The sequence below is a fragment of the Bradyrhizobium sp. SEMIA genome (assembly GCF_014844175.1).
Classification (GTDB): Bacteria; Pseudomonadota; Alphaproteobacteria; order Rhizobiales; family Xanthobacteraceae; genus Bradyrhizobium; species Bradyrhizobium arachidis.
The window spans coordinates 5,679,407-5,703,563 of record NZ_CP046601.1; the positions used below are offsets into that span (position 1 = coordinate 5,679,407).

Annotated in this window: 18 protein-coding genes and 2 pseudogenes; 12 read left to right on the forward strand and 8 right to left on the reverse strand. The window is 65.0% G+C overall.

Annotated features, from left to right (window positions below; genetic code table 11):
• Positions 1–4: 4 nt before the first annotated feature.
• From FOM02_RS27720 to FOM02_RS27735, 4 genes are all read left to right on the forward strand, one after another.
• The gene (locus tag FOM02_RS27720; protein ID WP_027558071.1) at positions 5–661 is read left to right on the forward strand and encodes a hypothetical protein; all 657 of its coding nucleotides are present in this window, start codon (positions 5–7) and stop codon (positions 659–661) included.
• Positions 661–1,479, forward strand: a complete 819-nt coding sequence (locus FOM02_RS27725) for a sugar phosphate isomerase/epimerase family protein (protein ID WP_028146292.1) — start codon at positions 661–663, stop codon at positions 1,477–1,479. Before FOM02_RS27720 ends, FOM02_RS27725 begins: the two co-directional genes overlap by 1 nt.
• Positions 1,480–1,495: 16 nt before the next feature.
• A complete protein-coding gene (locus FOM02_RS27730; protein WP_028146291.1) occupies positions 1,496–3,208 on the forward strand; it encodes an FAD-dependent oxidoreductase in 1,713 nt (570 codons plus the stop codon).
• An 86-nt stretch (positions 3,209–3,294) separates the two neighbouring features.
• Positions 3,295–4,110: a hypothetical protein gene (locus FOM02_RS27735; protein WP_027558073.1), complete on the forward strand. Its 816-nt coding sequence runs from the start codon at positions 3,295–3,297 to the stop codon at positions 4,108–4,110.
• A gap of 201 nt (positions 4,111–4,311) precedes the next feature.
• Here FOM02_RS27735 and FOM02_RS27740 read toward each other — a convergent pair whose 3' ends face one another.
• Together FOM02_RS27740 and FOM02_RS27745 are read right to left on the reverse strand one after the other, a co-directional pair.
• Complete coding sequence (locus FOM02_RS27740) at positions 4,312–5,508, reverse strand: M24 family metallopeptidase (protein WP_027558074.1); 1,197 nt, start codon at positions 5,506–5,508, stop codon at positions 4,312–4,314.
• A 141-nt stretch (positions 5,509–5,649) separates the two neighbouring features.
• The gene (locus FOM02_RS27745; RefSeq protein ID WP_027558075.1) at positions 5,650–6,627 is read right to left on the reverse strand and encodes a LysR family transcriptional regulator; all 978 of its coding nucleotides are present in this window, start codon (positions 6,625–6,627) and stop codon (positions 5,650–5,652) included.
• 227 nt (positions 6,628–6,854) lie between these two features.
• On the opposite strand from FOM02_RS27745, the gene FOM02_RS27750 reads away from it, so the two are divergent.
• From FOM02_RS27750 to FOM02_RS27760, 3 genes are read left to right on the forward strand one after another with little or no spacing between them, the layout of a single operon-like run.
• On the forward strand, positions 6,855–8,063 hold the full coding sequence (locus tag FOM02_RS27750) for an ABC transporter substrate-binding protein (protein ID WP_027558076.1): 1,209 nt from the start codon (positions 6,855–6,857) through the stop codon (positions 8,061–8,063).
• Entirely contained in the window at positions 8,060–8,809 is a 750-nt protein-coding gene (locus tag FOM02_RS27755; protein WP_035729746.1) for a nitroreductase, read from the forward strand. Before FOM02_RS27750 ends, FOM02_RS27755 begins: the two co-directional genes overlap by 4 nt.
• Complete coding sequence (locus tag FOM02_RS27760; protein WP_027558078.1) at positions 8,788–9,327, forward strand: DUF4863 family protein; 540 nt, start codon at positions 8,788–8,790, stop codon at positions 9,325–9,327. The genes FOM02_RS27755 and FOM02_RS27760 overlap by 22 nt, the downstream gene beginning before the upstream one ends.
• A gap of 249 nt (positions 9,328–9,576) precedes the next feature.
• On the opposite strand, the pseudogene FOM02_RS27765 reads toward FOM02_RS27760, so the two are convergent.
• Positions 9,577–9,761 (reverse strand): annotated as a pseudogene (locus FOM02_RS27765) (3'-5' exonuclease); the annotation flags it as partial.
• Positions 9,762–9,897: 136 nt separating this feature from the next.
• On the opposite strand from FOM02_RS27765, the gene FOM02_RS27770 reads away from it, so the two are divergent.
• From FOM02_RS27770 to FOM02_RS27790, 5 genes are all read left to right on the forward strand, one after another.
• Positions 9,898–11,673, forward strand: a complete 1,776-nt coding sequence (locus FOM02_RS27770) for an adenylate/guanylate cyclase domain-containing protein (RefSeq protein ID WP_027558080.1) — start codon at positions 9,898–9,900, stop codon at positions 11,671–11,673.
• Positions 11,674–12,354: 681 nt separating this feature from the next.
• Positions 12,355–13,386 (forward strand): TRAP transporter substrate-binding protein, encoded by a 1,032-nt coding sequence (locus tag FOM02_RS27775; protein WP_027558081.1) that lies wholly within the window; start codon positions 12,355–12,357, stop codon positions 13,384–13,386.
• A gap of 16 nt (positions 13,387–13,402) precedes the next feature.
• Positions 13,403–15,292, forward strand: coding sequence for a TRAP transporter large permease subunit (locus FOM02_RS27780; protein WP_265440257.1), 1,890 nt, complete (start codon positions 13,403–13,405; stop codon positions 15,290–15,292).
• A 20-nt stretch (positions 15,293–15,312) separates the two neighbouring features.
• Positions 15,313–16,974, forward strand: coding sequence for an acyl-CoA synthetase (locus FOM02_RS27785; protein ID WP_027558083.1), 1,662 nt, complete (start codon positions 15,313–15,315; stop codon positions 16,972–16,974).
• A 237-nt stretch (positions 16,975–17,211) separates the two neighbouring features.
• On the forward strand, positions 17,212–18,657 hold the full coding sequence (locus FOM02_RS27790; protein WP_051377891.1) for an autotransporter outer membrane beta-barrel domain-containing protein: 1,446 nt from the start codon (positions 17,212–17,214) through the stop codon (positions 18,655–18,657).
• Positions 18,658–18,708: 51 nt separating this feature from the next.
• Here FOM02_RS27790 and FOM02_RS27795 read toward each other — a convergent pair whose 3' ends face one another.
• From FOM02_RS27795 to tmk, 5 genes and pseudogenes are all read right to left on the reverse strand, one after another.
• Positions 18,709–19,506 carry an MBL fold metallo-hydrolase gene (locus tag FOM02_RS27795; protein ID WP_027558084.1) on the reverse strand — a complete coding sequence of 266 codons (798 nt, stop codon included), beginning with the start codon at positions 19,504–19,506 and terminating at the stop codon, positions 18,709–18,711.
• A 13-nt stretch (positions 19,507–19,519) separates the two neighbouring features.
• Positions 19,520–20,296, reverse strand: a complete 777-nt coding sequence (locus FOM02_RS27800) for a TatD family hydrolase (protein ID WP_027558085.1) — start codon at positions 20,294–20,296, stop codon at positions 19,520–19,522.
• A 12-nt stretch (positions 20,297–20,308) separates the two neighbouring features.
• Complete coding sequence (metG, locus tag FOM02_RS27805) at positions 20,309–22,318, reverse strand: methionine--tRNA ligase (RefSeq protein ID WP_084334145.1); 2,010 nt, start codon at positions 22,316–22,318, stop codon at positions 20,309–20,311.
• A gap of 109 nt (positions 22,319–22,427) precedes the next feature.
• On the reverse strand, positions 22,428–23,474 hold the full coding sequence (locus tag FOM02_RS27810) for a DNA polymerase III subunit delta' (protein WP_027558087.1): 1,047 nt from the start codon (positions 23,472–23,474) through the stop codon (positions 22,428–22,430).
• A pseudogene (tmk, locus tag FOM02_RS27815) lies at positions 23,471–24,156 on the reverse strand (dTMP kinase). Before tmk ends, FOM02_RS27810 begins: the two are co-directional and overlap by 4 nt.
• Position 24,157 lies beyond the last annotated feature (1 nt).

Sequence of the window (24,157 nt, forward strand, 5' to 3'; positions counted from 1 at the left end):
GGCTATGCGCGGAGCGGGATTTCTCGCGATCTGGAGCGACGTCGAGGCGCACGATCTGACCGATTACCGGCACTGGCTGACGCGCGAGCACACCACCGAGCGAGTGACAACCAAGGGCTTTCTGGCGTCGCGCGTCTTCCGCGCCGCGCGGGACGACATCAACCGCTTCTTCATCCTGTACGAGCTCGAAGCGCCCGAGGTCCTCGACGGCGAGGCTTATCTCGCGCGCCTCAACGCACCGAGCCCGTGGTCGCAGCGCATCATGCCGAAGCTCGGCAACTTCATCCGCGGCGGCGGCGTCATGGTCGCGCGGGCAGGGCGAGGCGAGGGGGCCACGATCACGGCGCTGCGGATCGAGGCGTTGCCTGAAAACCCGCAGAAGCTGGCCGAGGCGCTCGTCGCCTGCGACGGAATTGCCGCCGTGCAGATCGGCGCAACCGACGAGGCGCGGACGTCGGTTCAGACAACGGAGAAAGGCATGCGGAAGGACGAGGGCTTCTTCGCGGGGCTGTTGCTGATCGAGGCGCTCGACGAGGCCTCGCTCGACGCTACATTGCAGCAGGCGCGCAGGATTGCGCCCGAGGTCATGGACCGCGCCAGCGAGGCGGAGGTATATCAGGCCATGTTCGCGCTCGACGCCCGCATCGCGGATTTCGGCTGATGGCCAGTTTCTCGCTCGCCGCGCTCACCGTGCTCGAGCTCGCGCCGCCGGAGATGATCACCCTGGCAGCCCGCTGCGGCTACGACCAAGTCGGCCTGAGGCTGTTGCCTGCCACGCCGGACGGGATCGCCTATCGCCTGATGGACGACGCGCCGCTCCTGCGGGAGACCTTGCGGCGATTGGAGTCGACCGGCGTGACCGTGGCGGATCTCGAGGTCGTTGCGTTCAGGCCGGAGACGGACGTTGCGTCCTTCACGCCCTTCTTCGAGGCCGGCGCCCGCCTCGGCGCCAGGCACATTCTTGTCGCTGCCTACGACCCGGATCTGGCACGGTTCTCCGATCGCTATCGGCAGTTTTGCGAAGTGGCGGCAAAGTACGGCCTGACGTCCGATCTCGAATTCATGCCCTGGACCTGCGTCCCGGACCTGAAGACCGCAATGCGGATCGTCGCCGAGGTCGATCATCCCGCAGCCGGCATCCTGGTCGATGCCCTGCATTTCGATCGGTCGCAAAGCTCTCTCGCGGATCTTCGCACCATCGAGATCGAGCGGCTTCACTACTGGCAACTCTGCGACGGCCCTGCCGAACGTCCGGCGACGGCTGAGCAGCTCATCCATGCCGCGCGCGAGGAGCGGATGTTTCCGGGCGAGGGCGGCATCGATCTCGTCGGCTTGACGAAGGCGATGCCGGAGGGCCTGACCATCAGTATCGAGGTGCCGACCGTTCAACTGGCGAAGACCGTCGATGCCGAAACGCGGGCGCGCCGGGCTCTCGCGGCGGGCAGGGCCGTGGTCGAAAGGGCGCGCGCGGCGGCGTGAGAGAAGGTGGCTCGGGATGGCGCAAGCCGATCGCTCCTGGGACGTTGAAACCGATCTCTTGGTCGTCGGCGCCGGTGCGGCCGGCATGACCGCCGCGCTGGTTGGTGCCCTCGAAGGGCTCAACGTCATCCTCTGCGAGAAGTCGGACATGGTGGGCGGGACCACCGCGACCTCCGCCGGGACAGTCTGGATTCCGGGCAACCGGCAGGGACAGCGCGCCGGAACGCCTGATACGGTCGAGGCCGCGCGTACCTATCTTGCCGCGATGCTCGGCGAGCAAGCGACCGACCAACGCGTGGACAGGTTCCTCAAGATGGGTCCGGTCGTTCTCGACTATCTCGAGCAAAAGACGAGCGTCCGGTTCGCGGCGCCCCCGGTCCACCCCGACTACAAGCACCTTCCGGGCGCCGCGATCGGCGGCCGCGCACTCGGAGCCGTTCCGTTCGACGGCCGCAAGCTCGGCGACGATTTTGCCCGCATCAGGCCACCACGCCGCGAGTTCATGGTTCTCGGCGGCATGATGATCGGCAAAGCCGACATTCCCGCGCTGCTCGCTCCCTTTCGCAGCTGGGCGAATTTTCGGCACGTCGCCGGTCTGCTCACCCGGCATGCGCTGGATCGCATCAACCACAAGCGCGGAACGCGCCTGATCATGGGCAATGCGCTCGTCGCGAGGCTCTTTGACAGTGTGCGCCGGGCCGGCGTCACTGTGCGGTTTGAGACCGGGCTTCGCGAGCTCATATGCGACGGCGACGAGATCGTCGGTGCGGTTCTTTCGTCTCCGGCGGGAGAGCTGAGGATACGCGCCCGCAGAGGCGTGGTACTGGCAAGCGGAGGCATCGGCTGGAGCCGCGAGCTTCGCGAACGGCTGTTTCCGGAACCGGCGCGCCGCTTTTCGCTCGCGCCGACGTCGAACACGGGCGACGGTATCCTGGCAGCCGAGCGCATCAACGCCGCCATCACGCGTGACCTCGACAGTCCGGCCCTGTGGATGCCGAGCTCGGTGATGGCGCAGGCGGACGGCCATGTGTCGGTATTCCCGCACATCATGCTCGATCGGGCCAAACCGGGACTGCTGGCCGTCAACAGATCGGGCCGCCGCTTCGTGAACGAGGCCGATTCCTACCACGACTTCGTGGCCGCGATGCTGCGATCGAACGCACCGTCTTCAATTCCAGCCTTCCTGATCTGCGATCGGACCTTCATCAGGGATTTCGGCATCGGGCTCGTTCACCCCGGCACCCGGAACCTGAATGAGTTCGTACAAGCCAATTATTTGGTCGAGGCGGAGACGATCGCGCAGCTGGCGCAAAAGATCGGCGTCGATGCCGGGCAGCTTGCTGCGACGATGGAGCGATACAATCGCTACGCCGACTCCGGGGTCGACGAAGATTTCGGTCGCGGTTCAAGCCCGCTCAATCGCTTCAACGGCGATCCCCTGGCCGGCCCCAATCCCTGCCTGCGGCGGATCGGCCCGGGTCCGTATTATTCGGTCGCCGTGTGGCCGTCGGATCTTGCCAGCAGCGCCGGCTTGCGCACGGATTCGAGCGCACGGGTGTTGTCTCGCGATGGGAAGATCCTGTCCGGACTATACGCGGTCGGGACCGATGCTTCCTCGATCTTCCGCGGCACGTACCCGGGGCCCGGCACGATGATCGGGCCCGCCATCGTGTTCGGCTGGTGTGCTGCGATGGATGCGGCCGGAGGCAGCTGTGCTACGCCGGAGTAGGGCTCCTGCAATTCTTTGCCGGATGAACCTTCGCGCCCGGCGCCGGCACAAAGACTGGAGATCGCTCCGACCCGCCTGGAATTGCCATGAGATCGCTTGCCTTGCTGTGCCTGCTAGCCCTGGCCGCGCCTGCTCATGCGGCCGCGCCCGAGCAGCACTATCTCGACCTGCGCGACCGCTACATCGCAAAATTCTCGAAGGCCAAGGAGAACGACGAGACCTATAAGCAGCACGATGCGGCGCTGAAGGAGCTGGCCGGCGTGCTGCGCGGCCTGGTCGGGCCGGTCACGATCAAGGGGCTGCCTGCGGAGGGAACGTCGAACGTCGATACGCTGTTCAAGGACGACATCGGCTTCGGCCATCTCGACGGCCTCGGCTTCGCCACCGAAGGCGACAAGCTGCAGGCCGTCGTGACCACGACCGGGCTGCTCAAGCACTGGCTCGCCGAGCATCGCGAGGACGGCATGCCGCAGGAGGCGGGCGCCGCCTTCAAGTCGGACCGCTTCTACTATCAGGCGATCCAGGACGCGGCCTTTGCCAAATATGCGGAGCTGCCAGTCACCAAGCCCGCATCCGCGAGCGCCGCGGTCGCCGTGCTCGGCATCCGCGGCAACGGCGATTTGAAGGGAGCGCCGCACGAAATCGACGTCGTCGCGATCGTGGGCGACAAGGTCTACTTCCTCGCCGCAAGCGAGGCCGTGAAGACGGCCGAGATTCCCGCTTGCGAAAAGGTCTGGAAGCAGATGATGGCCAGGAAGACCCCACAGGACGCCATGGCCAAGGAAAACCAGGCGATGGACGCCTACACCAAGTGCTTCGCCAAGGAAGCGCCGAACCAGAGCTGGTTCGCGGCCGCGGTGAAGAAGGCGCAGAGCCAGCTGGAGATGCTACTGGCGCGGTAGTTCAGATCATTTTGGTCGATGCGCTGACGGCTGGCTCCCTTAACCTCGCCCGCTTGCGGGAGAGGTCGCGCGAAGCGCCGGGTGAGGGCTCTCTCCTCTCAGGGAGTCTCTCCAGCGGAGACACCCTCTCCCCAGCCCTCTCCCGCAAGCGGGAGAGGGGGCGCACCTTCTCCGCGGCTCGCACCAGATAGTCTGCGAGATCTAAAGGCCCCGCCCGCCCAAATTCCACCCGCGGCCGCCCTCGCCAAAAATCTCGTAGCCCGCAGCCGTCACTGCGACCGTGTCCTCGAGCTTGATGAAGCCGCGCTTCGGATGCTTCATCGTGGTCTCGATCGAGACCACCATGCCGGGCTCGAGCGGCAGGCGGGCATCCGTGTCGTCGTAGGGGACCGGACCCGTGGCGGTCAGGCGAGGGGCCTCATGGCTGACGAGGCCCATGCCGTGGGCCAGGAAGTCCGTGCAGTCGCGCTGGGTGATCTTTGCGAGCTCCCGCTCGGCCGCGACGTAGATGTCGCCACCCATGGCGCCCGGCCGGACCGCCGCAAACGCGGCGCGCTGCACCGCTTCGATCTCGGCAAGGCAATCCTTCAGCTCGCCGTCGGGCTCGCCGAGCACGGCCATGCGCGCGAGGTCGCCGATATAGCCGTGATAATTGCCGCCGGAATCGAGCGACAGCACGTCGCCTTGCTCCCAGCGTTGCGATGAGGGTGCCCGGTTGTGGCTGCTGCCGCAGGCGAGCAGGCAATATTCGAAGGTCAGGCCGCGATTGGCTTCGGCGATGCGTAAGGCATCCGACAATTGCTGCTTGGTCGTGCCGGGGCCATGCTTGCTGATCACCTCCAGCATGGAGGTGATGACGAGCTCGGAGGCCGTCTTGAGCTTTGCCAGCTCGTCCGCCGACTTCACCGCGCGCAGCCGCTCCAGCACCAGCAGCGCGTCCTTGAGCTCCGCGCCGGGCAGGGCGTCGGCCAGCGCCTTGCCGGCATCCATCGGCAGGAACGCCATCTCGACCCCGACCCGCTTCAACGGCACGCCCGCGTCCTTGATCAGGCCCACGGCCCGCGTCACGGCATCGACCGAGCCGTTGGACTCGGTCCGGACCTGCGGCACCCATGGCGGCGCCACGGCGCGCTGATGGGTCTCCAGACGGTGCCCGATATAGACGGACTTCTCCGGCGCGCCCTTGGGATAGACCAGCACCGGCAGATAGCGGCTGACGCCCATGGCATCCATGTAGTCGAAGAAGATCGCGCGCTCGGCGCCCAGCAGGTACTGCACATTGTGCTTGGAGGTCGCGACCAGCACGTCGAGGCCGGCGGCTTCCATCAGGCGGTCGAGCTTGGCGGCATCGAATGGAAGCGCGCGCGAGCGGCCTGCCTGGGCGACGTTCTCCTGCATGACGAACTCCCTGAGTGGCGGTTCAGACCGCCTTGTTGATCTCTGTTAGGACTGCGAGCCCAGTCTAGCACAACCTCCACACCAGCGCGCCCACCTGGTCGCATTCATGAAACATGGAACCAGGCCGCGGGGCGCGTTCAGCTAGCGTCCACGCCTGAGGTCTTCGGTCGCGCGCCTCAGGGTCTCGTGGAGCCAGTCATGCGATGGCTCGCCTTCGATACGTTCGTGCCACAGCAGCCGGACCTCGACAGGAGTTGTGGCGTAAGGCAGCTCGCATGTTGTGACGGCATGCGCGCGTTCGAATGCCCGCGCCAATGGACGCGGAACGATGGCTGCGAACTCGGAGTCCGCGAGCAGGGCGGGCAAAGCGAGGAAATGCGGCAGCGAAACGGCTATGCGCGGCGGCCGGTCGCTTTCGGACAGGGCGCGCTCCAGCGCAGCGCGATCGTACATTTCCGATCGCCTGGCAAGGCCACGCTCGGAGATGAAGCCTCCGATTGCGCCCTCCTGTTCGCCGCCGAAGGAGACGACGACCAGCGGCATGCGGGCCAGAGCCGCGTTGTCGATGCGGCCGAGCTTGCGCTTTCCGCCGACGATCAGCACGTCGTCATATTCGAACAACAGCGAGGTGCGGAAGCGGCTCGGCGGATCCGAGAAGACGCCGATCGCAACGTCGATACGGCCAAGGTCGATCTGCTCGGCGAGGTCGATCCGCGTCACCGGCTTGATGATGAGGTCGATCGCCGGCGCTTCAGCCTTCAGTATCTTCAGGAGCGGTGAGGCCAGCACCATCGTGGTGAAGTCGTTGGCGGCGAGGGTGAACTGCCGGGTGGAGGCCGCCGGAACGAAGCTCGGCTGTTCGACTGCCGCCTCGAGAGACCGCAGGGCCTCGCGAACCTGTGGCGCCATCGTCAATGCGCGCGCCGTCGGCTGCATGCCGGTCGCCGTGCGCACGAACAGATCGTCTTCCAGCATCTCGCGCAGCCGGGCGAGCGAATGGCTCACGGCGGATTGACTGAGGGCCACCCGCTGGCTTGCCCGCAGCACGCTGCGCTCCTCCATGACGGCGTCGAAGACCTTGAGCAGGTTCAGGTCCAGGGTCTTGAAGGAAACAGCCACGAGCAGCACACCGTCTCAAGGCGGATCGCGCGCCCGTTGCGTACCTGCGATCTGATCCAGTTAAGGCCAACCACGCAGCGGACGCAACCGAGCAGGTTGCCGGACCCGACGCCTGGCCGTTCGCCGCACCAATCTGAAGGTCGTTCAGGATCACTCTGCAAGAGTTTCACTTCCGCAATTGCGCGATCCCGTCATGATCCCGACGCCGGATTTGGAGGAGACGGGCAATGCAATCCTGCGGAATGTCGATCGGAGCTATTGGAATAGCACTGGCGCTGTTTACGGCCTCGGCGGTCGCACAGGATGGTCCGGTGAAACTCGGCGTCCTCACCGACATGTCCTCGCTCTACGCCGACAATGGCGGCCAGGGCTCGGTCGTCGCCGCGCAAATGGCCGTCGACGATTTCGGTGGTCAGGTGCTGGGGCGCAGCATCCAGATCGTCGCGGGCGACCATCAAAACAAGGCCGATGTTGGCGCGACCATCGCCCGGCGGTGGCTCGAAAACGAAAACGTCGAGGTCATTCTCGACGTTCCGAACTCCGCGGTCGCGCTGGCGGTGCAGGGCATCACGCGCGACAAGAAGAAGCTGTTCCTCGCCACCGGCGCGGCCACATCCCGCCTCACCGGCGACGAATGCTCGCCGACCGGCATTCACTGGACCTACGATACCTATGCGCTGTCACAGGGAACGACGCGGGCGATGTCGCGTCTCGGCGCAAAGTCCTGGTACTTCATTTCGGTCGACTATTCTCTCGGCGCGCAGCTCGAGGCCGACAGCCGCAAGGTCATCGACGCCATGGGCGGCAAGGTGCTCGGCGCCGCGAAACATCCGATCAACACACCGGATTTCTCCTCCTTTCTGCTCCAGGCGCAGTCCTCGAAGGCCGACGTGATCGCGCTGGCCGATTCCGGCGGCGACTTCATCAACGCGGTCAAGCAGGCCGGCGAATTTGGCATCACGCAGCATCAGAAACTGGTCGGGCTGCTGGTGTTCATTGCCGACATTCACAGTCTCGGACTGCCGAGCGCCCAGGGCCTGATGCTGAGCTCGGCGTTCTATTGGGACCTGAACGAGGACACGCGGGCGTGGTCGAAGCGCTTCATCGCGCAGACCCAGAAGGTCCCGACCATGATCCACGCCGGCACCTATGGCGCGGTGATGCACTACCTCAAGGCAGTTCAAACGGCCGGCACGCTGGATGGACCGGCCGTCGCCGCCAAGATGCGCGAGCTGCCCGTGAACGATTTCATGACGCGAAATGGGCGGATCCGGGAAGACGGCCGGCTGGTCCGCGACATCTATCTGTTTCGCGTCAAGTCGCCCGAGCAGTCGAAATACAAGTTCGACTATTACGAGCTGCTGGCGACGATCCCGGGTGACGAAGCGTTCCGGCCGATGGAGCAGGGTGGCTGTCCGCTCTTGAGGAAGCCATGACCGGCGCGGGGGCGGCTGCGCAGAACCGTATCGACGAGATCATCGCGGGCCGTTTTGCATGCCGCGATTTCTCGGGCGAGCCGGTCGGGCGAGGGACCATCGAGCAGATTCTCCGCGTGGCGCGGTTTGCGCCAAGCGGCGCCAATATCCAGCCCTGGCACGTCTACGTGCTGGCGGGCGCCGCCAAGGACAGGGTGTCGGCGGCACTGCGCAAGGCGCACGAAACCGCCCGCGACGCGCACGTGTCGGAGTACAGCTATTACGCCAGCGACCTGCCCGAACCCTACCTGCAGCGACGACAGGAGTTCGGCCGGTTGTTCTACGGCTCGCTCGGCATCGCCCAGACCGATAGTGACGCGAGGAGTGCCCAAACCGCCAAGAACTATGCGTTCTTCGGCGCGCCCATCGGGCTGATCGTCACCATCGACCGGCGCCTGCAGGTCGGGAGCTGGCTCGACCTCGGCATGTTCGTCCAGAACGTGCTGCTGGCCGCGGCAGGCCACGGGCTTCAGTCCTGTCCGCAGGAGACCTTCTCGAAATACCACGGGATCCTGCGGCCGCTGCTGTCGATCCCGGCGGAGCAGATGGTGGTGTGCGGCATCTCGATCGGCCGCGCAAGGCATCAAATCACGGGCAGGCTGATGCCGCGAGCTGATATCGCGGAGTTCGCTTCGTTCGCAGGCTTCAAGGAACAAAGTGCAACCCAGATGGAAAGGACAAGACCATGGGAAGCCGAGACGAACTGATTGCGTGCAGCATTCCGTTTCTGCGCGAGGTCAAGGACATGACGCCCGGCGCGGAGATGGAGCGGTGGCTCAATGACAAATACGGCGAGGGCAGCCAGCTCTATCAGGACCTGGCCCGCCTGATTAAGTTCGGGGTCGCCGAAGGCTGGGCGGCGAACCAGGAGGTCGACGGTCCGAACTACCGGCGCAGCCGCATCCTGGAGCCGGTGCCCGAGACGTTCCAGTTCAGCATCACGGCCGTCTACATGAACAGCGCCGATCCGCGCCGCTTCAAGGACGAGGACGACCACGACGTTCTGCGCGGGCAGTATCACGGTCACCCCTATGGCGAGCTGAACCTGGTCGTGCCGCTGGACAAGGGCGCCGAGCTGAAGGGGCTGCAGGGCTGGCAGGGGCCCGGCTGGACCGCGCCCGATCCCGGCAGCCGGCACTATCCCGAGGTCCGCGGCGGCGCCGTCATCGCGCTGTTCTATCTGCCCGCCGGACGCATCTCGTATGACTTCGCAGCGCCGTCCTGATGGACGGCCAGACGATTTCGGGTGACGCCGTCTGCGAGCGTCACCCGATGTGAAGAAGGCACAGCCAGGTCCGCGCGGCGGCGATCCGTCGCGACGGCCACGAGCTGTAAGCCCGCTGGCCATGACCCATTGCCACACCGCTCCGCCGTTTGAGTCTGAGATGCGGGAATGGCTCAGTGTGCTCCACTCTTTCGACAACTCGACGCCGATCGCCGACATCGCGAACACCTTCGCGCGGCTCTAGGTCCCGATCGTCTCCCTGCGCGCCGTCTCCAGTAGGATGGCAAGCGCGGGCGCGTTCGTCGTCGGAAGCTCGAAGGCGAGAACTTCGAGAAGCGCGTGGCAGTCGTCGACGGCCCTGTCGGCCTGATGGAAGTAGCCGACGCCATTGAGCAGACGCGCCAGTCGACCTCGGTCGCGCTGCAGGCCCAAGAGCTCTAACAATCCTACGGACCTCGACATGCCCTGGAACCACCTGCTAGGCTGAGCGGTCCCTGGTGGACGCTTACAGGGCGGTCCCGTGTAGAGAAAGGCGTGGTAAGCCCCACCTTTAGCTTCACGGAGCACGGTATGGCCGAAATCCGAAAGATCGCCGCGATCCTTGCCGCTGATGTCGTCGGCTTCAGTCGTCTGACGAACACGGACGAGGATGGCACGCTGGCGCGGCTTCGGGCACTTCGGAGCGAACACCTCGATCCAACCGTTGCAGCCCACCACGGCCGCGAGTTCAAGTGGACGGGCGACGGCTTCTTGGCCGAATTCAGAAGCGTGAGCGACGCCGTCTGTTGTGCGCTCGACATCCATGCGGCCATGCCGGATCGCAATACGGGTTTGCCAGCTGACCGTCGCATCGAGTTTCGCATCGGAATCCACCTCGGCGAGATCATTGAAGAAGACGATGGCGACCTTATGGGGGACGGGGTCAACATCGCGGCCAGGCTCGAAAGCATCTCGGCCCCAAATGGCATCTGCATCTCAGCCGCCGCATACGATCAAGTTCGCAACAGATTGAATCACGACGTCGTCGACCTCGGCGAGCGGGATCTCAAGAACATCCAGCGCCCCGTCAGAGCTTATCTGATCGGGGGAAAGGCGAACCATGGGAGCGCCGCCGCGGAGAGGTCGATTGGCTCCGCAACGGGTCGGTCCCAGGCGGAGAGGCCCTCTCTCGCGGTGTTACCCTTCAAGAATCTCGGGGGCGACCATGAGACCGACTATTTCGCGGATGGTATCGTTGAGGACATCATCACAGCCCTAAGCCGCACGCGATGGCTGTTCGTCATCGCTCGCAATTCGTCATTCATCTACAAGGGCAGGCCCGTTGACGCTCGCCAAGTCGGGCACGAACTCGGTGTGCGCTACCTCGTCGAAGGCTCGATCCGGAAGGCGGGACAGAGGGTCCGAATCTCGGGACAGTTGATCGAGGCCGCAACGGGGCGCCATCTCTGGGCTGACCGCTTCGACGGGGATCTCGCGGACATCTTCGATCTACAAGACAGGATCACCGCTTCGGTGGTGGTAGCGATCGAACCAAGCGTTCGCCTGGCCGAGATTGAGCGCGCCCAGCGGAAGCCGACGGACAACCTGGACGCCTACGACCTGCTCCTCCGCGCGCTCCCCCCGATAAACGCCTATACGCGAGAGGGGTTCGTGGAGGCTGAAACCCTGCTGCGTCGCGCGGTGGCGCTCGATCCAGCCTACGCGGAAGCGCTCGCGGCCCTTGCGGAGTGCCTGGTACGAATGACGCTCAACGGCTGGGTGGCGAACAAATCGGCTGCAACGGCCGAAGCCGCCGACCTCGCGGCGAGAGCCGTCACCCTTGATCCCGCGAACGCCACGATTCTTGCCATTGCGGCCTGGGCCTATTCGACGGTTGGCGTGCGGTTCGAGCAATCCCTCGAGCTTGCGGACCGTGCTCTCGCGATCCACCCAAACTCCGTTCATGTCCGTTCGTTTTGCGGGTGGGTGTACAACTATTTTGGGGAGAGTCTCAAAGCCATCGAGCAGTTCGAAGAGGCGCGGCGGTTGAGCCCGATCGATCCGAAGAGCTATTTTCCAATGCTCGGGCTTGCGGTGGCCCACTTCTTTGCTGGCCACTTCGAGGAGACCGTGGCGATCACAGGCCGTATCCTGGCGGAGGTGCCGACCCACAACGTCGCGCGCCGCTACCGAGCCGCAGCCTTCGCACACCTTGGTCGCTTGAACGAGGCTCGCGCCGCGATCGTCGATCTCCTGCAAGCTCAGCCGAGTTCGAGTCTTCGGAACTCCCGCAGCAGCGTGTTTCGGGATCAGCGCATGTCCGATCTTTACATCAGCGGTTTGGAAAAGGCAGGCCTCCCCGAGTGACAGCGGGATTCTGAGAACAACCGAAGCTCTTAGGCCAGCGTTACGCCTGACGTCGTGTTCTTCACCCGAAATGCCGAGCCCCTGGAAAGGCGGCTGGAGCAGGGTGCTGTTTGACGCCCGCTGCATAACTTGTGCGGCCACTGCGCGCCGGCGGAATTTCCAGCCGGAACTGCCCGCCTCAAAGCGCTTGGGCATAGGCCGCCGGTCTGCCGAATGGCGACCCGAATCCCACGGGCTTCTAAAGCTTCGCGGCTCCTGTTTGCCCGCCAGACTCAACTTCCGCAGCCAGACTCAGAGTAGGGCCCGTCAGACCCAATTTGGGTCAATCGCCACAGCGGCACCAGCCCGTACACCCATATCCACAATTCGCATAAGGTATATTATGGAATATATTTATACGTAATTAGATCAAATATTTAGGCGGAATTCCTGACACCATGCCTTCGCTCCGGCGCGTTTTCCGGCTTCCGGCTCGACCATGGCCTCAGCGCTTGACGGCTACTGTGCATGGGGTTGTTTTTCAGATTTTGAATCCGGCGCCTGTGCCGAAAGCCGATATTGCCGTGATGATGTCCGGCTGCAATAAGCGAGGCCTCGCGAGATCGCAGATGACCTTCTGACCGTCCGTCCGTATAGGTTTGCATCTCAGAACAACAACAAACCTTCCGAGGAAGCAGACCCATGGTCTTTTCGACGCGCTTTTCCCGACGCACGCTTCTCAAGGCCTCCGCCGCGACCGCGGTCCTGGGCGGCCTCAGTGCGCCCCATGTGGCCCGCGCCCAGAGCGCCGAGTTCACCTACAAATATGCCAACAACCTGCCGGACACCCATCCGCTGAACGTCCGCGCCCGCGAGATGGCGGCGGCGATCAAGAGCGAGACGAACGGCAAGTTCGACCTCCAGATCTTCCCGAACAACCAGCTGGGTTCCGATACCGACATGCTGAGCCAGATCCGCTCCGGCGGCGTCGAGTTCTTCACGCTGTCGGGCCTGATCCTGTCGACCCTGGTGCCGGCAGCCTCGATCAACGGCATCGGCTTCGCGTTCCCGGACTACGCCACGGTCTGGAAAGCCATGGACGGCGATCTCGGCGCTCATGTCCGCGGCGAGATCAAGAAGGCCGGCCTCGAGGTCATGGACAAGATCTGGGACAACGGCTTCCGCCAGACCACTTCCTCGAGCAAGCCGATCAACGGTCCTGACGACCTCAAGGGCTTCAAGATCCGCGTGCCGGTGTCGCCGCTGTGGACCTCGATGTTCAAGGCGTTCGACGCCGCGCCCGCCTCGATCAATTTCAGCGAGGTCTATTCCGCGCTGCAGACCAAGATCGTCGAAGGCCAGGAGAATCCGCTTGCGATCATCTCGACCGCCAAGCTGTACGAGGTCCAGAAGTACTGCTCGCTGACCAACCACATGTGGGACGGCTTCTGGTTCCTGGCCAACCGCAGAGCCTGGAGCGCGCTGCCGGAAGACGTGCGCACCATCGTCGCCAAGCACATCAATGCCGCCGCGGTGAAGGAGCGCGAGGACACCGCCAAGCTCAACGCCAATCTCCAGCAGGAGCTCGCGGGCAAGGGTCTGACCTTCAACCAGCCCGCTGTGGCGCCGTTCCGCGACAAGCTGCGCTCCGCCGGCTTCTATGCCGAGTGGAAGGGCAAGTATGGCGACCAGGCCTGGGACCTCTTGGAAAAGGCCGTCGGCAAGCTGTCGTAACGCGTTGGGAGCCGTCATGGCTCATGTCGGGGTCGAAGCGAACGAAGTTACGGGCGAGGCTGCTGCTCAGTCCCCTCGCCGACCTTCGCTGCTGGCATCGCTCGAGCGCTGGCTCGGCCTCCTCGTCGAAATCCCGGCGGCGATCCTGGTCGTCGCCGAGATCGCGATCCTATTTGCCGGCGTGGTCGCGCGCTACGGCCTGCATCGGCCGCTGATCTGGTCGGACGAGCTCGCCTCGATCCTGTTCCTGTGGCTCGCCATGCTGGGCGCGGCGGTGGCGTTCCGCCGCTCCGAGCACATGCGCATGACCGCGGTCGTCGCCAGCGCGGGCCCGGCGATGCGGGCCTGGCTCGATCTGGTCGCGGTCTGCGCGGCGCTGGCGTTCCTGGTGCTGATCGTCTGGCCGTCCTGGGAATACGCCTACGAGGAAAGCTTCATCACCACGCCGGCGCTCCAGATCTCGAACATCTGGCGCGCCGCGGCGCTGCCGGCCGGCATCGGCCTGATGGCGGCGTTTGCCTTGCTGCGGCTCGTGCGCGCGGCCGATTACCGGATGGTGCTGATGGCCGCGCTGTCCGTGGCCATCGTCGTCGGCCTGTTCTGGCTGGCGCAGCCTTACTTACGGCCGCTCGGCAATCTCAACCTCGTCATCTTCTTCGTCGGCGTCGCCGGCTTCTGCGTGTTCGGCGGCGTTCCCATTGCGTTCGGGTTTGGCCTTGCGATCTTCGGCTATCTGGCGCTGACGACGCGCACGCCGGTCATGGTGCTGGTCGGGCGGATGGACGAGGGCATGAGCCACCTCATCCTGCTTTCGGTGCCGCTGTTCGTGTTCTTAGGCCTGCTGATCGAGATGACCGGCATGGCGCGAGCCATGGTGGCGTTCCTGGCGAGCCTACTCGGCCACGTCCGCGGCGGCCTGCATTACGTGCTGGTCGGTGCCATGTACCTTGTCTCCGGCATCTCCGGCGCCAAGGCCGCCGACATGGCCGCGGTCGCGCCGGTGCTGTTCCCGGAGATGAAGCAGCGCGGCGCCAAGCCCGGCGATCTCGTCGCGCTGCTGGCTGCGACCGGCGCACAGACCGAAACCATCCCGCCGAGCCTCGTGCTGATCGCGATCGGCTCGGTCACCGGCGTTTCGATCGCCGCCCTGTTCACCGGCGGCCTCTTGCCCGGCGTCGTGCTCGCGGTCACGCTCTGCATGCTGGTGTGGTGGCGCTACCGCCACGAGGACATGAGCCATGTCCGCCGCGCGACGGGTAGCGAGATCGGCAAGACCTTCATTGTCGCCCTGCCCGCACTCGCGCTGCCCTTCGTAATCCGCTACGCCGTGGTCGAGGGCATCGCCACCGCGACCGAAGTGTCCACAATCGGCATCGTTTATGGCGCCCTCGTCGGCCTCCTCGTCTACCGCCGCTTCGACTGGCGGCGGCTGTTTCCGATGCTGGTCGAGACTGCGGCGCTGTCCGGTGCGATCCTGCTGATCATCGGCACGGCCACCGGCATGGCCTGGGGCCTGACCCAGTCCGGCTTCTCGCGCTCGCTGGCATCCGCCATGACCGGCTTGCCGGGCGGAGCTGCGACCTTCATCGCCGTCTCGATCCTCGCCTTCACCATTCTCGGCAGCGTGCTCGAGGGCATTCCGGCAATCGTGCTGTTCGGGCCGCTCTTGTTTCCGATCGCCCGTGCGGTCGGCGTGCACGAGGTGCATTATGCCATGGTAATCATTCTGGCCATGGGCATCGGCCTGTTCGCCCCGCCCTTCGGCGTCGGCTATTATGCCGCCTGCGCCATCGGACGCGTCGATCCGGCTGAAGGCATCAGGCCGATCTGGGGCTATCTGCTGGCGCTGCTGGTGGGATTGATCATCGTCGCGATCTTCCCCTGGATCTCGATTGGATTCCTTTGACGTGGTTTGAGGAGGTGTCGATGAGCGAGCGGCAGAACCAGTACGATATCGGCCTCGACAAGACCCCCGCCAACTACGTGCCGCTGAGCCCGCTCAGCTTCCTCGCGCGCAGCGCCGCGGTCTATCCCGATCACGTCAGCACGGTCTATGAGGGCCGCAGCTTCACCTGGGCGCAGACCTTTGAGCGCTGCAAGCGCTTTGCCTCATATCTCGCCGGCAAGGGCATCGGCGTCGGCGACACCGTCGCGGCGATGCTGCCGAACATCCCGGCGATGAACGAGGCGCACTTTGCCGTGCCGATGACCGGCGCCGTGCTCAACGCGCTCAACATCCGCCTCGATGCGCCCTCGATCGCGTTCCAGCTCGATCATGGCGGCGCCAGGATCATCCTGGTCGATCCCGAATTTTCCGGCGTGATCACCGATGCGCTGGCGCAAATGAGCGGACCGAAGCCGCTCGTGATCGACGTCGATGATGCCGCCTTCAAGGGCGGCAAGCGCATCGGCGAAATCGAGTACGAGGCTGCCGTCGCGCAAGGCGATCCGAACTTCACGGCGATCACGCCGAGCGACGAATGGAATGCGATCGCGCTGAGCTACACCTCGGGCACGACCGGCAATCCCAAAGGCGTCGTCACCCATCATCGCGGCGCCTATCTCAACGCCGTCAGCAACATCCTCGCCGGCAATCTCGGCCAGCATCCGGTCTATCTCTGGACGCTGCCGATGTTCCACTGCAACGGCTGGTGCTTTCCCTGGACCATCGCGGCGGCCGCCGGCATCAATGTCTGCCTGCGCAAGGTCGAGCCGACGAAAATCTTCGAGCTGATCAGGCAGCACGGCGTCACCCACATGTGCGGTGCGCCGATCGTCTACAACACGCTGATCAACGCACCCGATGCGCCCAGGGAAACGTCAACCGGCAATGCCGCGCGCCGCGTCGTCGGCCTGATCGCCGGTGCTGCGCCGCCGGTCGCGGTGCTGGAAGGCGCCGAAAACATCGGCATCAAGCTGACGCATGTCTACGGCCTGACCGAGGTCTACGGCCCCGCCTCCGTCTGCGCCGAGCAGCCCGGCTGGGACGAGCTTCCCGCCGCCGAGCGCGCACGCATGAAGCGACGGCAGGGCGTGCCCTACCCGCTCGAGGAAGCTGTCACCGTCATCGATCCGCAGACGATGCAGGAGGTGCCGCGCGACGGCGAGACCATCGGCGAGGTCATGTTCCGCGGTAACATCGTGATGAAGGGTTACCTGAAGAACGAGAAGGCGACCCAGGAAGCATTCGAGGGCGGCTGGTTTCACACCGGCGATCTCGGCGTGCTCGACGAGCACGGCTACGTCACCATCAAGGACCGCTCGAAGGACATCATCATCTCCGGCGGCGAGAATGTTTCGTCCGTCGAGGTCGAGGACGTCCTCTACAAGCACCCTGCCGTGCTGTTCGCCGCCGTGGTCGCCAAGCCCGATCCGAAATGGGGTGAGGTACCGTGCGCCTTCATCGAGCTGAAGGACGGCGCGAGCGCGACCGAAGCCGACATCATCGCGTTCTGCCGCACGCAAATGAGCGGCTTCAAGACGCCGAAGGCCGTCGTGTTCGGACCGATCCCGAAAACCTCCACCGGCAAGATCCAGAAATTCCTGCTGCGCAACGAAGTCGGCTCGGCGAAGGCGATCTCGGCCTGAGGCCGTCCCCGCGCAGAAACATTCGGAAATAAAGCTGCGTTCGCGTGACGATTGCGTGTTGTCGCGAAACCGACTGTGTACGTTTGAAGACATCGCGACACGTCAGGAAAAGATTGGAAAACGTTAGAGACGCATTTACGTTTCGCTCCAGTCGGATTCGCTGCTTCCACATGATTCGCCGCGCGGGCTGCGCGGCCGGCGACCGGCGCGGTTGGGGCGCTTCATGCGGCTGGTGTCGTGAGCATCGACGTGCGTGCGCGTCTGGCGCTGCTGCTATTGACGGCTGGACTGCTGCTGCCGCGCGCGGCTGACGCACAGGTCATGCGCGAGTTCGGCGCCTTCGGGGCGACCGAGAATTTTGGCTCGGGCCCGAACGGGCCGGCGAACGTCGTCAATTTCAACATCGTCAGCAATGCTGGCGTCGGTATGGGCGGCCCCATGTATATGAGCGGTCCCATGTACATGGGTGGCGCCATGTACGGTGGCCCGCAGCTGATATCGGGGGGCGGCGGCGCGCCTCTCGGCAACGGTAATGGCGGCGGCGGGATGCCGCCGAACTACGTCGGCAGCGCTGATCCGGCGGGCGTTTCCACTGCGCGCTTCGGCATGCTGCAGGTGTTTCGTGCCGGTTCCAACGGCAACGCTGCGCAAACCGAGACGGCCCAGGCGACGTTCCTTGCGATGACCCAGTTCACGCAGACCCTGCTCGATCCCGCCATTGACGGGCGCGGGATTGGCCCTGCCGAACTGGACGCAGAGCTCGCCGCCTACGCCGAGATCGGAAACGACCGCACGCATGGCGGCATCGGACGCGAGGCCTATGCAGCGACCTACGGCAAGCCCTCGCTCTCGGCGCCGCACTGGAGTGTCTGGGCTGCCGGCTTCGGCGGCTCACAAGTGTCGACCGCTGGCAGCGGCTCGGCCAGCCGCAGTTTCGGCACGGTGGTCGGCGCCGATTATTCTCTCTCGCCGCAGACGCGGATGGGCTTTGCACTCGCCGGCGGCGGCACCGGCTTCGTCAATAATTTCTCGAGCGGCCGCTCCGATCTGTTCCAGGCCGGCACCTTCGTCAGGCATTCGGTTGGATCGGCCTATGTCGCGACTGCGCTCGCCTATGGCTGGCAGGCCATCACGGGCGATTATCAGGTGACGCCGGCGGGCACCGATCAGGCCAGCGCAGCCACCAACGCCAACGCCTATTCGGGCCGCATCGAGAGCGGCTATCGCTTCGCGACGCCATGGCTCGGCATCACGCCTTACGCGGCCGGTCAGTTCACCATGTTCCGCCTTGCCGCCAATGCCAACCAGTCGGCTTACATGGTTGACGGCTCGGCGACCTCATCCGGAAGCGACAGCTTCACCGACACTCGCAGCGAGCTCGGCCTGCGCGCGAGCACGTCGTTCGTCGTCGCCGGCGGCCTGCTCGATCTGCGCGGCCGTCTCGCCTGGGCGCACGATTTCAGCGCGGCTCGATCGATGCCGGCGGTCTTCCAGGCCGTCTCTTCCCAGGGCTTGATCGCGGGCACCACGGCATTTGCAGTCGCGCCGAACTCGGCATTGTCTGGCGTCTCGCTCGAGCTGCGAGACATGAAGGGCTGGTCCGCGTCGGCGAATGTCGACAGCGAGCTGTCGAGCCTCGTGCGCTCCTACACCGGCAGGGCCGTTCTGCGCTACGTCTGGTGATCCTGCCCGCGCCGGACATGCGCGTCAGGAGCTACATCCGACCCGCTGCCTTTAGTGCGTCTCCAACCGCATCCCGTCATAGGCCGGCACGACGCCCGCGGGCAGCGATTGCCTGATGACCTCGTAATCGACATCGGCGGTCATGTTGGTGATGACGGCGCGCTTCGGCTTGAAGCGTTCGATCCAGGACAGCGCGTCATTGATGCTGAAATGACTGGAATGGGTGATGTAGCGCAATCCGTCGACGATCCAGAGATCGAGGTTCTCCAGCGCCCCCCAGCTCTCGCGCGGGATGTCGTTGAGGTCAGGCGTATAGGCCGCGTTGCCGATGCGATAGCCGAGCGCGGGGATCTGGCCGTGCTGCACCAGGAAGGCCGTCATCTTCACCGCGCCGCCCTTCCCCAAGATGGTCTGGCTCTCGCCGGCCTCGATGGAATGCCGCGTCAGGATCGGCGGATAGTCGCTGCCCTCCGGCGAGATGAAGCAATAGGAGAACCGCGCCATGATGTCTTTCGCGGTCGACTGATTGAAATAGGTCGGAATGCGCTTGCGCATATGGAGCACGACCGAGCGCAGATCGTCCATGCCGTGGGTCTGGTCGGCATGCTCGTGGGTCAGGAAGACCGCATCGATGTGATCGACATTGGCGTCGATGAGCTGTTCGCGCAGGTCAGGCGAGGTGTCGATGACGATCCGCGTAGTGCCGTGCTCGCCGGCCTGCTCGACCATCAGTGAGCAGCGGCGGCGACGGTTCTTGGGATTGTTGGGATCGCAAGCACCCCAGCCGAGTGCCGGGCGCGGCACGCCGGCGGAGGAGCCGCAACCCAGGATCGTCAGCGTCAGCGTCATGCGGCTCCCAATCTTACGCTTTCACCTTGGAGAACAGGCGGAAGAAATTGTCGGTGGTCTGGCGCGAGATCTCCTCGAGCGACACGCCGCGCGTCTCGGCGAGCACCTTGGCGACCTCGACCACATAGGCCGGCTCGTTGCGTTTGCCCCGGAACTTGCCGGGCGCAAGATAGGGCGAGTCTGTTTCAACCAGAATACGGTCCGACGGCAGTTCGGCCGCGAGCGCGCGCAGGGCCTCCGACTTCTTGAAGGTCAGGATGCCCGTGAAGCCGATATAAAGCCCGAGCGACACCGCCTTCAGCGCCAGATCACGCCCGCCGGTGTAACAATGCAGCACGGCGCCAAACGATCCCTTGGCCGCCTCCTCTTCCAAGATGCGGGCGCAATCCTCATCCGCCTCGCGTGTATGGATCACCAGAGGCAGGCCGGTCGTGCGAGCCGCGGCGATGTGGGCACGAAAGCCCCTCGCCTGCGCCTCGGGCGAGCCGTTGTCGTAGAAATAGTCGAGCCCGGCCTCGCCGAGCGCGACGACCCTGGGATGCTGCGTCAGCGCGATCAGCTCGTCCGGCGTGATGCCGTCCTCTTCATCCGCGTTGTGCGGGTGTGTGCCGACCGAGCAGTAGACGTCGTCGAACCGCTCGGCGATGGCGAGAAGCTGGTCAAGCTTTTTCACCCGCGTCGAGATCGTGACCATGCGGCCGATTCCGGCCGCACGCGCACGCGACACGATCCCGTCGAGATCTTCTGCAAAGTCGGGAAAATCCAGATGGCAGTGGCTGTCGACCAACATCGAATGAACGCCTTACGCCGCCGGCTCGATGTAGCGCGGGAAGGCCGGCGTCGGCGCGGGCAGCGTCGAGCCAGGCGCGATCCGCTTGTCGCCGCCGAGCATCGCAAAATCGCGCTCACCAGCGGGGATGCCGAGGCTGTCGAGCAACAGGCTGGACGCGGTCGGCATCGCCGGCTGGGCCAGGATCGCGATCTGGCGCACGACTTCGGCGGTGACATAGAGCACCGTCTTCTGCCGCGCAGGATCGGTCTTGGCGAGCGCCCACGGCGCCTCGCCCGCGAAATAGCGGTTGGCTTCCGCGACCACCGCCCACACCGCGTTGAGCCATTGATGGATCTGCTGCGTCGCCATCGCCTCACGTGATGCGGCGACCATGCCGTCGGCCAACGCCAGAATTGCCTTGTCGTTGTCACTGAACTCGCCGGGCTCAGGCAGCACGCCGCCGAGTTGCTTGGCGATCATCGACAGCGAGCGCTGCGCAAGGTTGCCGAGATCGTTGGCGAGATCGGCGTTGATGCGCGCGACGATGGCCTCATGGTTGTAGTTGCCGTCCTGTCCGAACGGCACCTCGCGCAGGAAGAAATAGCGCATCTGATCGACGCCATATTGGTCGGCGAGATTGAAGGGGTCGACCACGTTGCCGACCGACTTCGACATTTTCTCGCCCCTGTTGAACAGGAAGCCGTGGGCATAGACCCGCTTCTGCACGGGAATGCCGGCCGACATCAGGAATGCCGGCCAGTACACCGCGTGGAAGCGGATGATGTCCTTGCCGATGATGTGCACGTCCGCCGGCCAATAGCGCCAGTTCTTGTCGCTCTCGTCGGGGAAGCCGACGCCGGTGATGTAGTTGGTCAGCGCATCGACCCAGACATACATCACGTGCTCTTCGTCGCCGGGCACCTTGACGCCCCAGTCGAACGTCGTGCGCGAGATCGAGAGGTCGCGCAGACCGCTCCTGACGAAGCTCATCACCTCGTTGCGACGCGCATCCGGGCCGATGAAATCAGGATTGTCCGTGTAGAGCTTCAGAAGCTTGTCCTGATAGGCGGACAGGCGGAAGAAATAGCTCTTCTCCTCGACCCACTCGACCGGCGTGCCCTGCGGCCCGAGCCGCACGCCGTCGTCGTTCAGGCGCGTCTCGTCCTCGGCGTAATAGGCCTCGTCGCGCACGGAGTACCAGCCGGCATAGGTATCGGCATAGATGTCGCCGTTCGCTTCCATGCGCCGCCAGATCTCCTGGGTCGAGCGATGGTGCTGCTCCTCGGTGGTGCGAATGAAGCGGTCGAACGACACGTTCAGCCGCTCGTCCATTTCCTTGAACCGGCCGGCGTTGCGGGTCGCGAGCGCGGCCGGTGTCAGGCCTTCGTTCTGCGCGGTTTGGACCATCTTCAGGCCGTGCTCGTCGGTGCCGGTCAGGAAGAACACGTCCTTGCCGTCGAGCCGGGCAAAGCGCGCCAGCACGTCGGTGGCTATCGCCTCATAGGCGTGGCCGATATGCGGCTGGCCATTGGGATAGGCGATCGCGGTCGTGATGTAGAAGACGTTATCGCGCGCAGCAGCGACTGCGGGCGCGGCAGCTTGCGGAACGGCAACGGGCTTCGGCGCAGGCGGTGCCTCAGGCTTCGATACCTCAGGCTTCGATACCTTGGGCTTCGACACCTTCGGCTTCACAGCCTTCGGCGGCGTGGCGACGGGAGCCGGTGCGGCGGTCGCGACGGGCGCAGTCACCGCCGCCTTCTTGGCCACCTTCTTTGCCGGAGCCTTGTTCGTCGCCGGAGACTTGGCCGGTTTTTTGGCAGCCTTCTTCACTGCCTTCTTTGCGACGGCCTGCTTCTTCGCAGCTTTCTTTCCGGCCTTCTTCGCCGTCTTCTTCACACCCTTTTTGGCGGCAGCCTTCTTGGTCTTCTTGACCTTCCGGGCGCCTTTGCGCGCAAGCGCCTTCGCAGCCTTCTTCGTGGCTTTCTTCGCAGTCTTCTTGCTGCTCTTGCCCTTGGCAGTTTTCTTAGCTCGCGTTGCCACGACGAATTCCTTTACCGGCTTCTCAAAATCTGGAAACGAACCTGCGTTCGGTTATTGTTTTGAGCATGATCCTTTCGGAAAACCGCTCCGCACTTTTCCGGATCATGCTCTAGCGCGTTGCGTCCGCCAGCCAGCCGAACACCGAGAAAACCAAGGGCTTGCGCTCCAGATTGTAGGTTTCGGTGTCGCGCGCGGCGCGGACGATCTTTTCCCATACCTCAGCTAGGCGCGCAAGGCGCGGCAGGTTCTGGTTGGCACTGGCCTCGTCCGCATGCAGGCGTTCCGCGATCCAGCGATCGATGCCGTCGATGAAGGCCGCGAGCGCGACACGGTCGCTGGTGCCGAGGGAATCACCGAGCGCGTGCAATTCGCGCGGATCGACCTGGGGCAGACGCGCAAGCAGTGCCGCCGTGCGCTGCTGGAGTTTGAGCGCGTCACCACCGAGCAGTGTCAGCGCGCGCGCAACACCGCCCTCCGAAGCCTCCGCCGCCTCGCGCAGCGCCGGATCGTTCGCATCGAGGTCAGCCGCGAGAGCTGCCGCGCCGATCACGTCATCGGTGGCGAGCGGCCGCAGACGCAGCTTGCGGCACCGCGACTGGATCGTGGCAAGCACGCGCGCCGGCGCGTGACTCACCAGCAGGAACAGCGATTGCTGCGGCGGCTCCTCCAGGATTTTCAGCAGCGCGTTGGCCGCATTCGGATTGAGCTCGTCGACGGTGTCGACGATGCAGACGCGCCAGCCTTCGGCGGCCGCGGTGGAGCCGAAAAAGCCGATGGTCTCGCGCGTCTCGTCGACGGTGATCACGGTGCGCATCACGCCGCGGTCGTTGGCGGTGCGCTCCAGCGTCAACAGGCCGCCATGCGAGCTCGCGGCGACCTGCCGCGCCACGGGGTCATCAGGATCGATCGCGAGATCCTCGGCGCGCTGCACGGAAGACGCCAGCGGCTGGCCGTGCGCAAGCACGAAGCGCGCCATGCGATAGGCTAGCGTCGCCTTGCCGATCCCCTGCGGCCCGCCGATCAGCCAGGCGTGCGGGATGCGACCGCTGCGATAGGCCGTCAGCAATGCGCTTTCGGCCTCGCGATGGCCGAACAGCCTCGATGTCTCGCGCGGATGCGGGATGGCCGTCTCGCGCTCGGCCTGGCGCGGACTCATGCTGAGATCACCGAAGCCGGCGTGGGAAGGAGGCGGTCGCGGACTGCGGCCCAGACTCTTCCAGCGACCGTGTCGAGGTCGGAATTAGCGTCGATCAGCACGCAGCGTCCGGGCTCGTCCGCGGCGATCTTGCGATAGGCCTCGCGCAGGGCTTGATGGAAAGCGAGCTTCTCGCCCTCGAACCTGTCAGGCGTGCCGCTGCCGCGCCGCGCGGCGGCGCGCTCGAGGCCGATCTCGACCGGCAAATCGAGGATGATGGTGAGGTCCGGTTTGAGATCGCCGATCGTGACCCGCTCCATCGCGTTGATCAGCCCGGCCGGAACGCGGCCGAGACTGCCTGATAGGCGCGTGTCGAGTCGGCGAAGCGATCGCACAGCACCCAAGCGCCCTGGTTGAGCGCGGGCTCGATCAGGGTGCGGACATGGTCGTCGCGCGCGGCCGCGAACAGCAGCGTCTCGGCCTCGGGCCCGAGCAGCTTGCCCATGCCCGACAGCACCAGATGGCGCATGATCTCGGCGCCCGGCGAGCCGCCCGGCTCGCGCGTGACGAGGATCCGCATCCTCGCCGCCTTGAGGCGGTCGGCGAGCTTCTTGATCTGGGTCGACTTGCCCGTCCCCTCGCCGCCTTCAAAGGTGATGAAGCGTCCCCGTCCGGACGGCCGCTTGACCGCGCTCTCACTCATG

Excerpts from the sequence above, each read along its gene's own strand:
- FOM02_RS27720 (WP_027558071.1), top strand. The coding sequence starts at position 5 with ATGCGCGGAGCGGGATTTCTCGCGATCTGGAGCGACGTCGAGGCGCAC.
- FOM02_RS27725 (WP_028146292.1), top strand. The coding sequence starts at position 661 with ATGGCCAGTTTCTCGCTCGCCGCGCTCACCGTGCTCGAGCTCGCGCCG.
- FOM02_RS27730 (WP_028146291.1), top strand. The coding sequence starts at position 1,496 with ATGGCGCAAGCCGATCGCTCCTGGGACGTTGAAACCGATCTCTTGGTC.
- FOM02_RS27735 (WP_027558073.1), top strand. The coding sequence starts at position 3,295 with ATGAGATCGCTTGCCTTGCTGTGCCTGCTAGCCCTGGCCGCGCCTGCT.
- FOM02_RS27740 (WP_027558074.1), bottom strand. The coding sequence starts at position 5,508 with ATGCAGGAGAACGTCGCCCAGGCAGGCCGCTCGCGCGCGCTTCCATTC.
- FOM02_RS27750 (WP_027558076.1), top strand. The coding sequence starts at position 6,855 with ATGCAATCCTGCGGAATGTCGATCGGAGCTATTGGAATAGCACTGGCG.
- FOM02_RS27755 (WP_035729746.1), top strand. The coding sequence starts at position 8,060 with ATGACCGGCGCGGGGGCGGCTGCGCAGAACCGTATCGACGAGATCATC.
- FOM02_RS27760 (WP_027558078.1), top strand. The coding sequence starts at position 8,788 with ATGGGAAGCCGAGACGAACTGATTGCGTGCAGCATTCCGTTTCTGCGC.
- FOM02_RS27770 (WP_027558080.1), top strand. The coding sequence starts at position 9,898 with ATGGCCGAAATCCGAAAGATCGCCGCGATCCTTGCCGCTGATGTCGTC.
- FOM02_RS27775 (WP_027558081.1), top strand. The coding sequence starts at position 12,355 with ATGGTCTTTTCGACGCGCTTTTCCCGACGCACGCTTCTCAAGGCCTCC.
- FOM02_RS27780 (WP_265440257.1), top strand. The coding sequence starts at position 13,403 with ATGGCTCATGTCGGGGTCGAAGCGAACGAAGTTACGGGCGAGGCTGCT.
- FOM02_RS27785 (WP_027558083.1), top strand. The coding sequence starts at position 15,313 with ATGAGCGAGCGGCAGAACCAGTACGATATCGGCCTCGACAAGACCCCC.
- FOM02_RS27795 (WP_027558084.1), bottom strand. The coding sequence starts at position 19,506 with ATGACGCTGACGCTGACGATCCTGGGTTGCGGCTCCTCCGCCGGCGTG.
- FOM02_RS27800 (WP_027558085.1), bottom strand. The coding sequence starts at position 20,296 with ATGTTGGTCGACAGCCACTGCCATCTGGATTTTCCCGACTTTGCAGAA.
- FOM02_RS27810 (WP_027558087.1), bottom strand. The coding sequence starts at position 23,474 with ATGAGTCCGCGCCAGGCCGAGCGCGAGACGGCCATCCCGCATCCGCGC.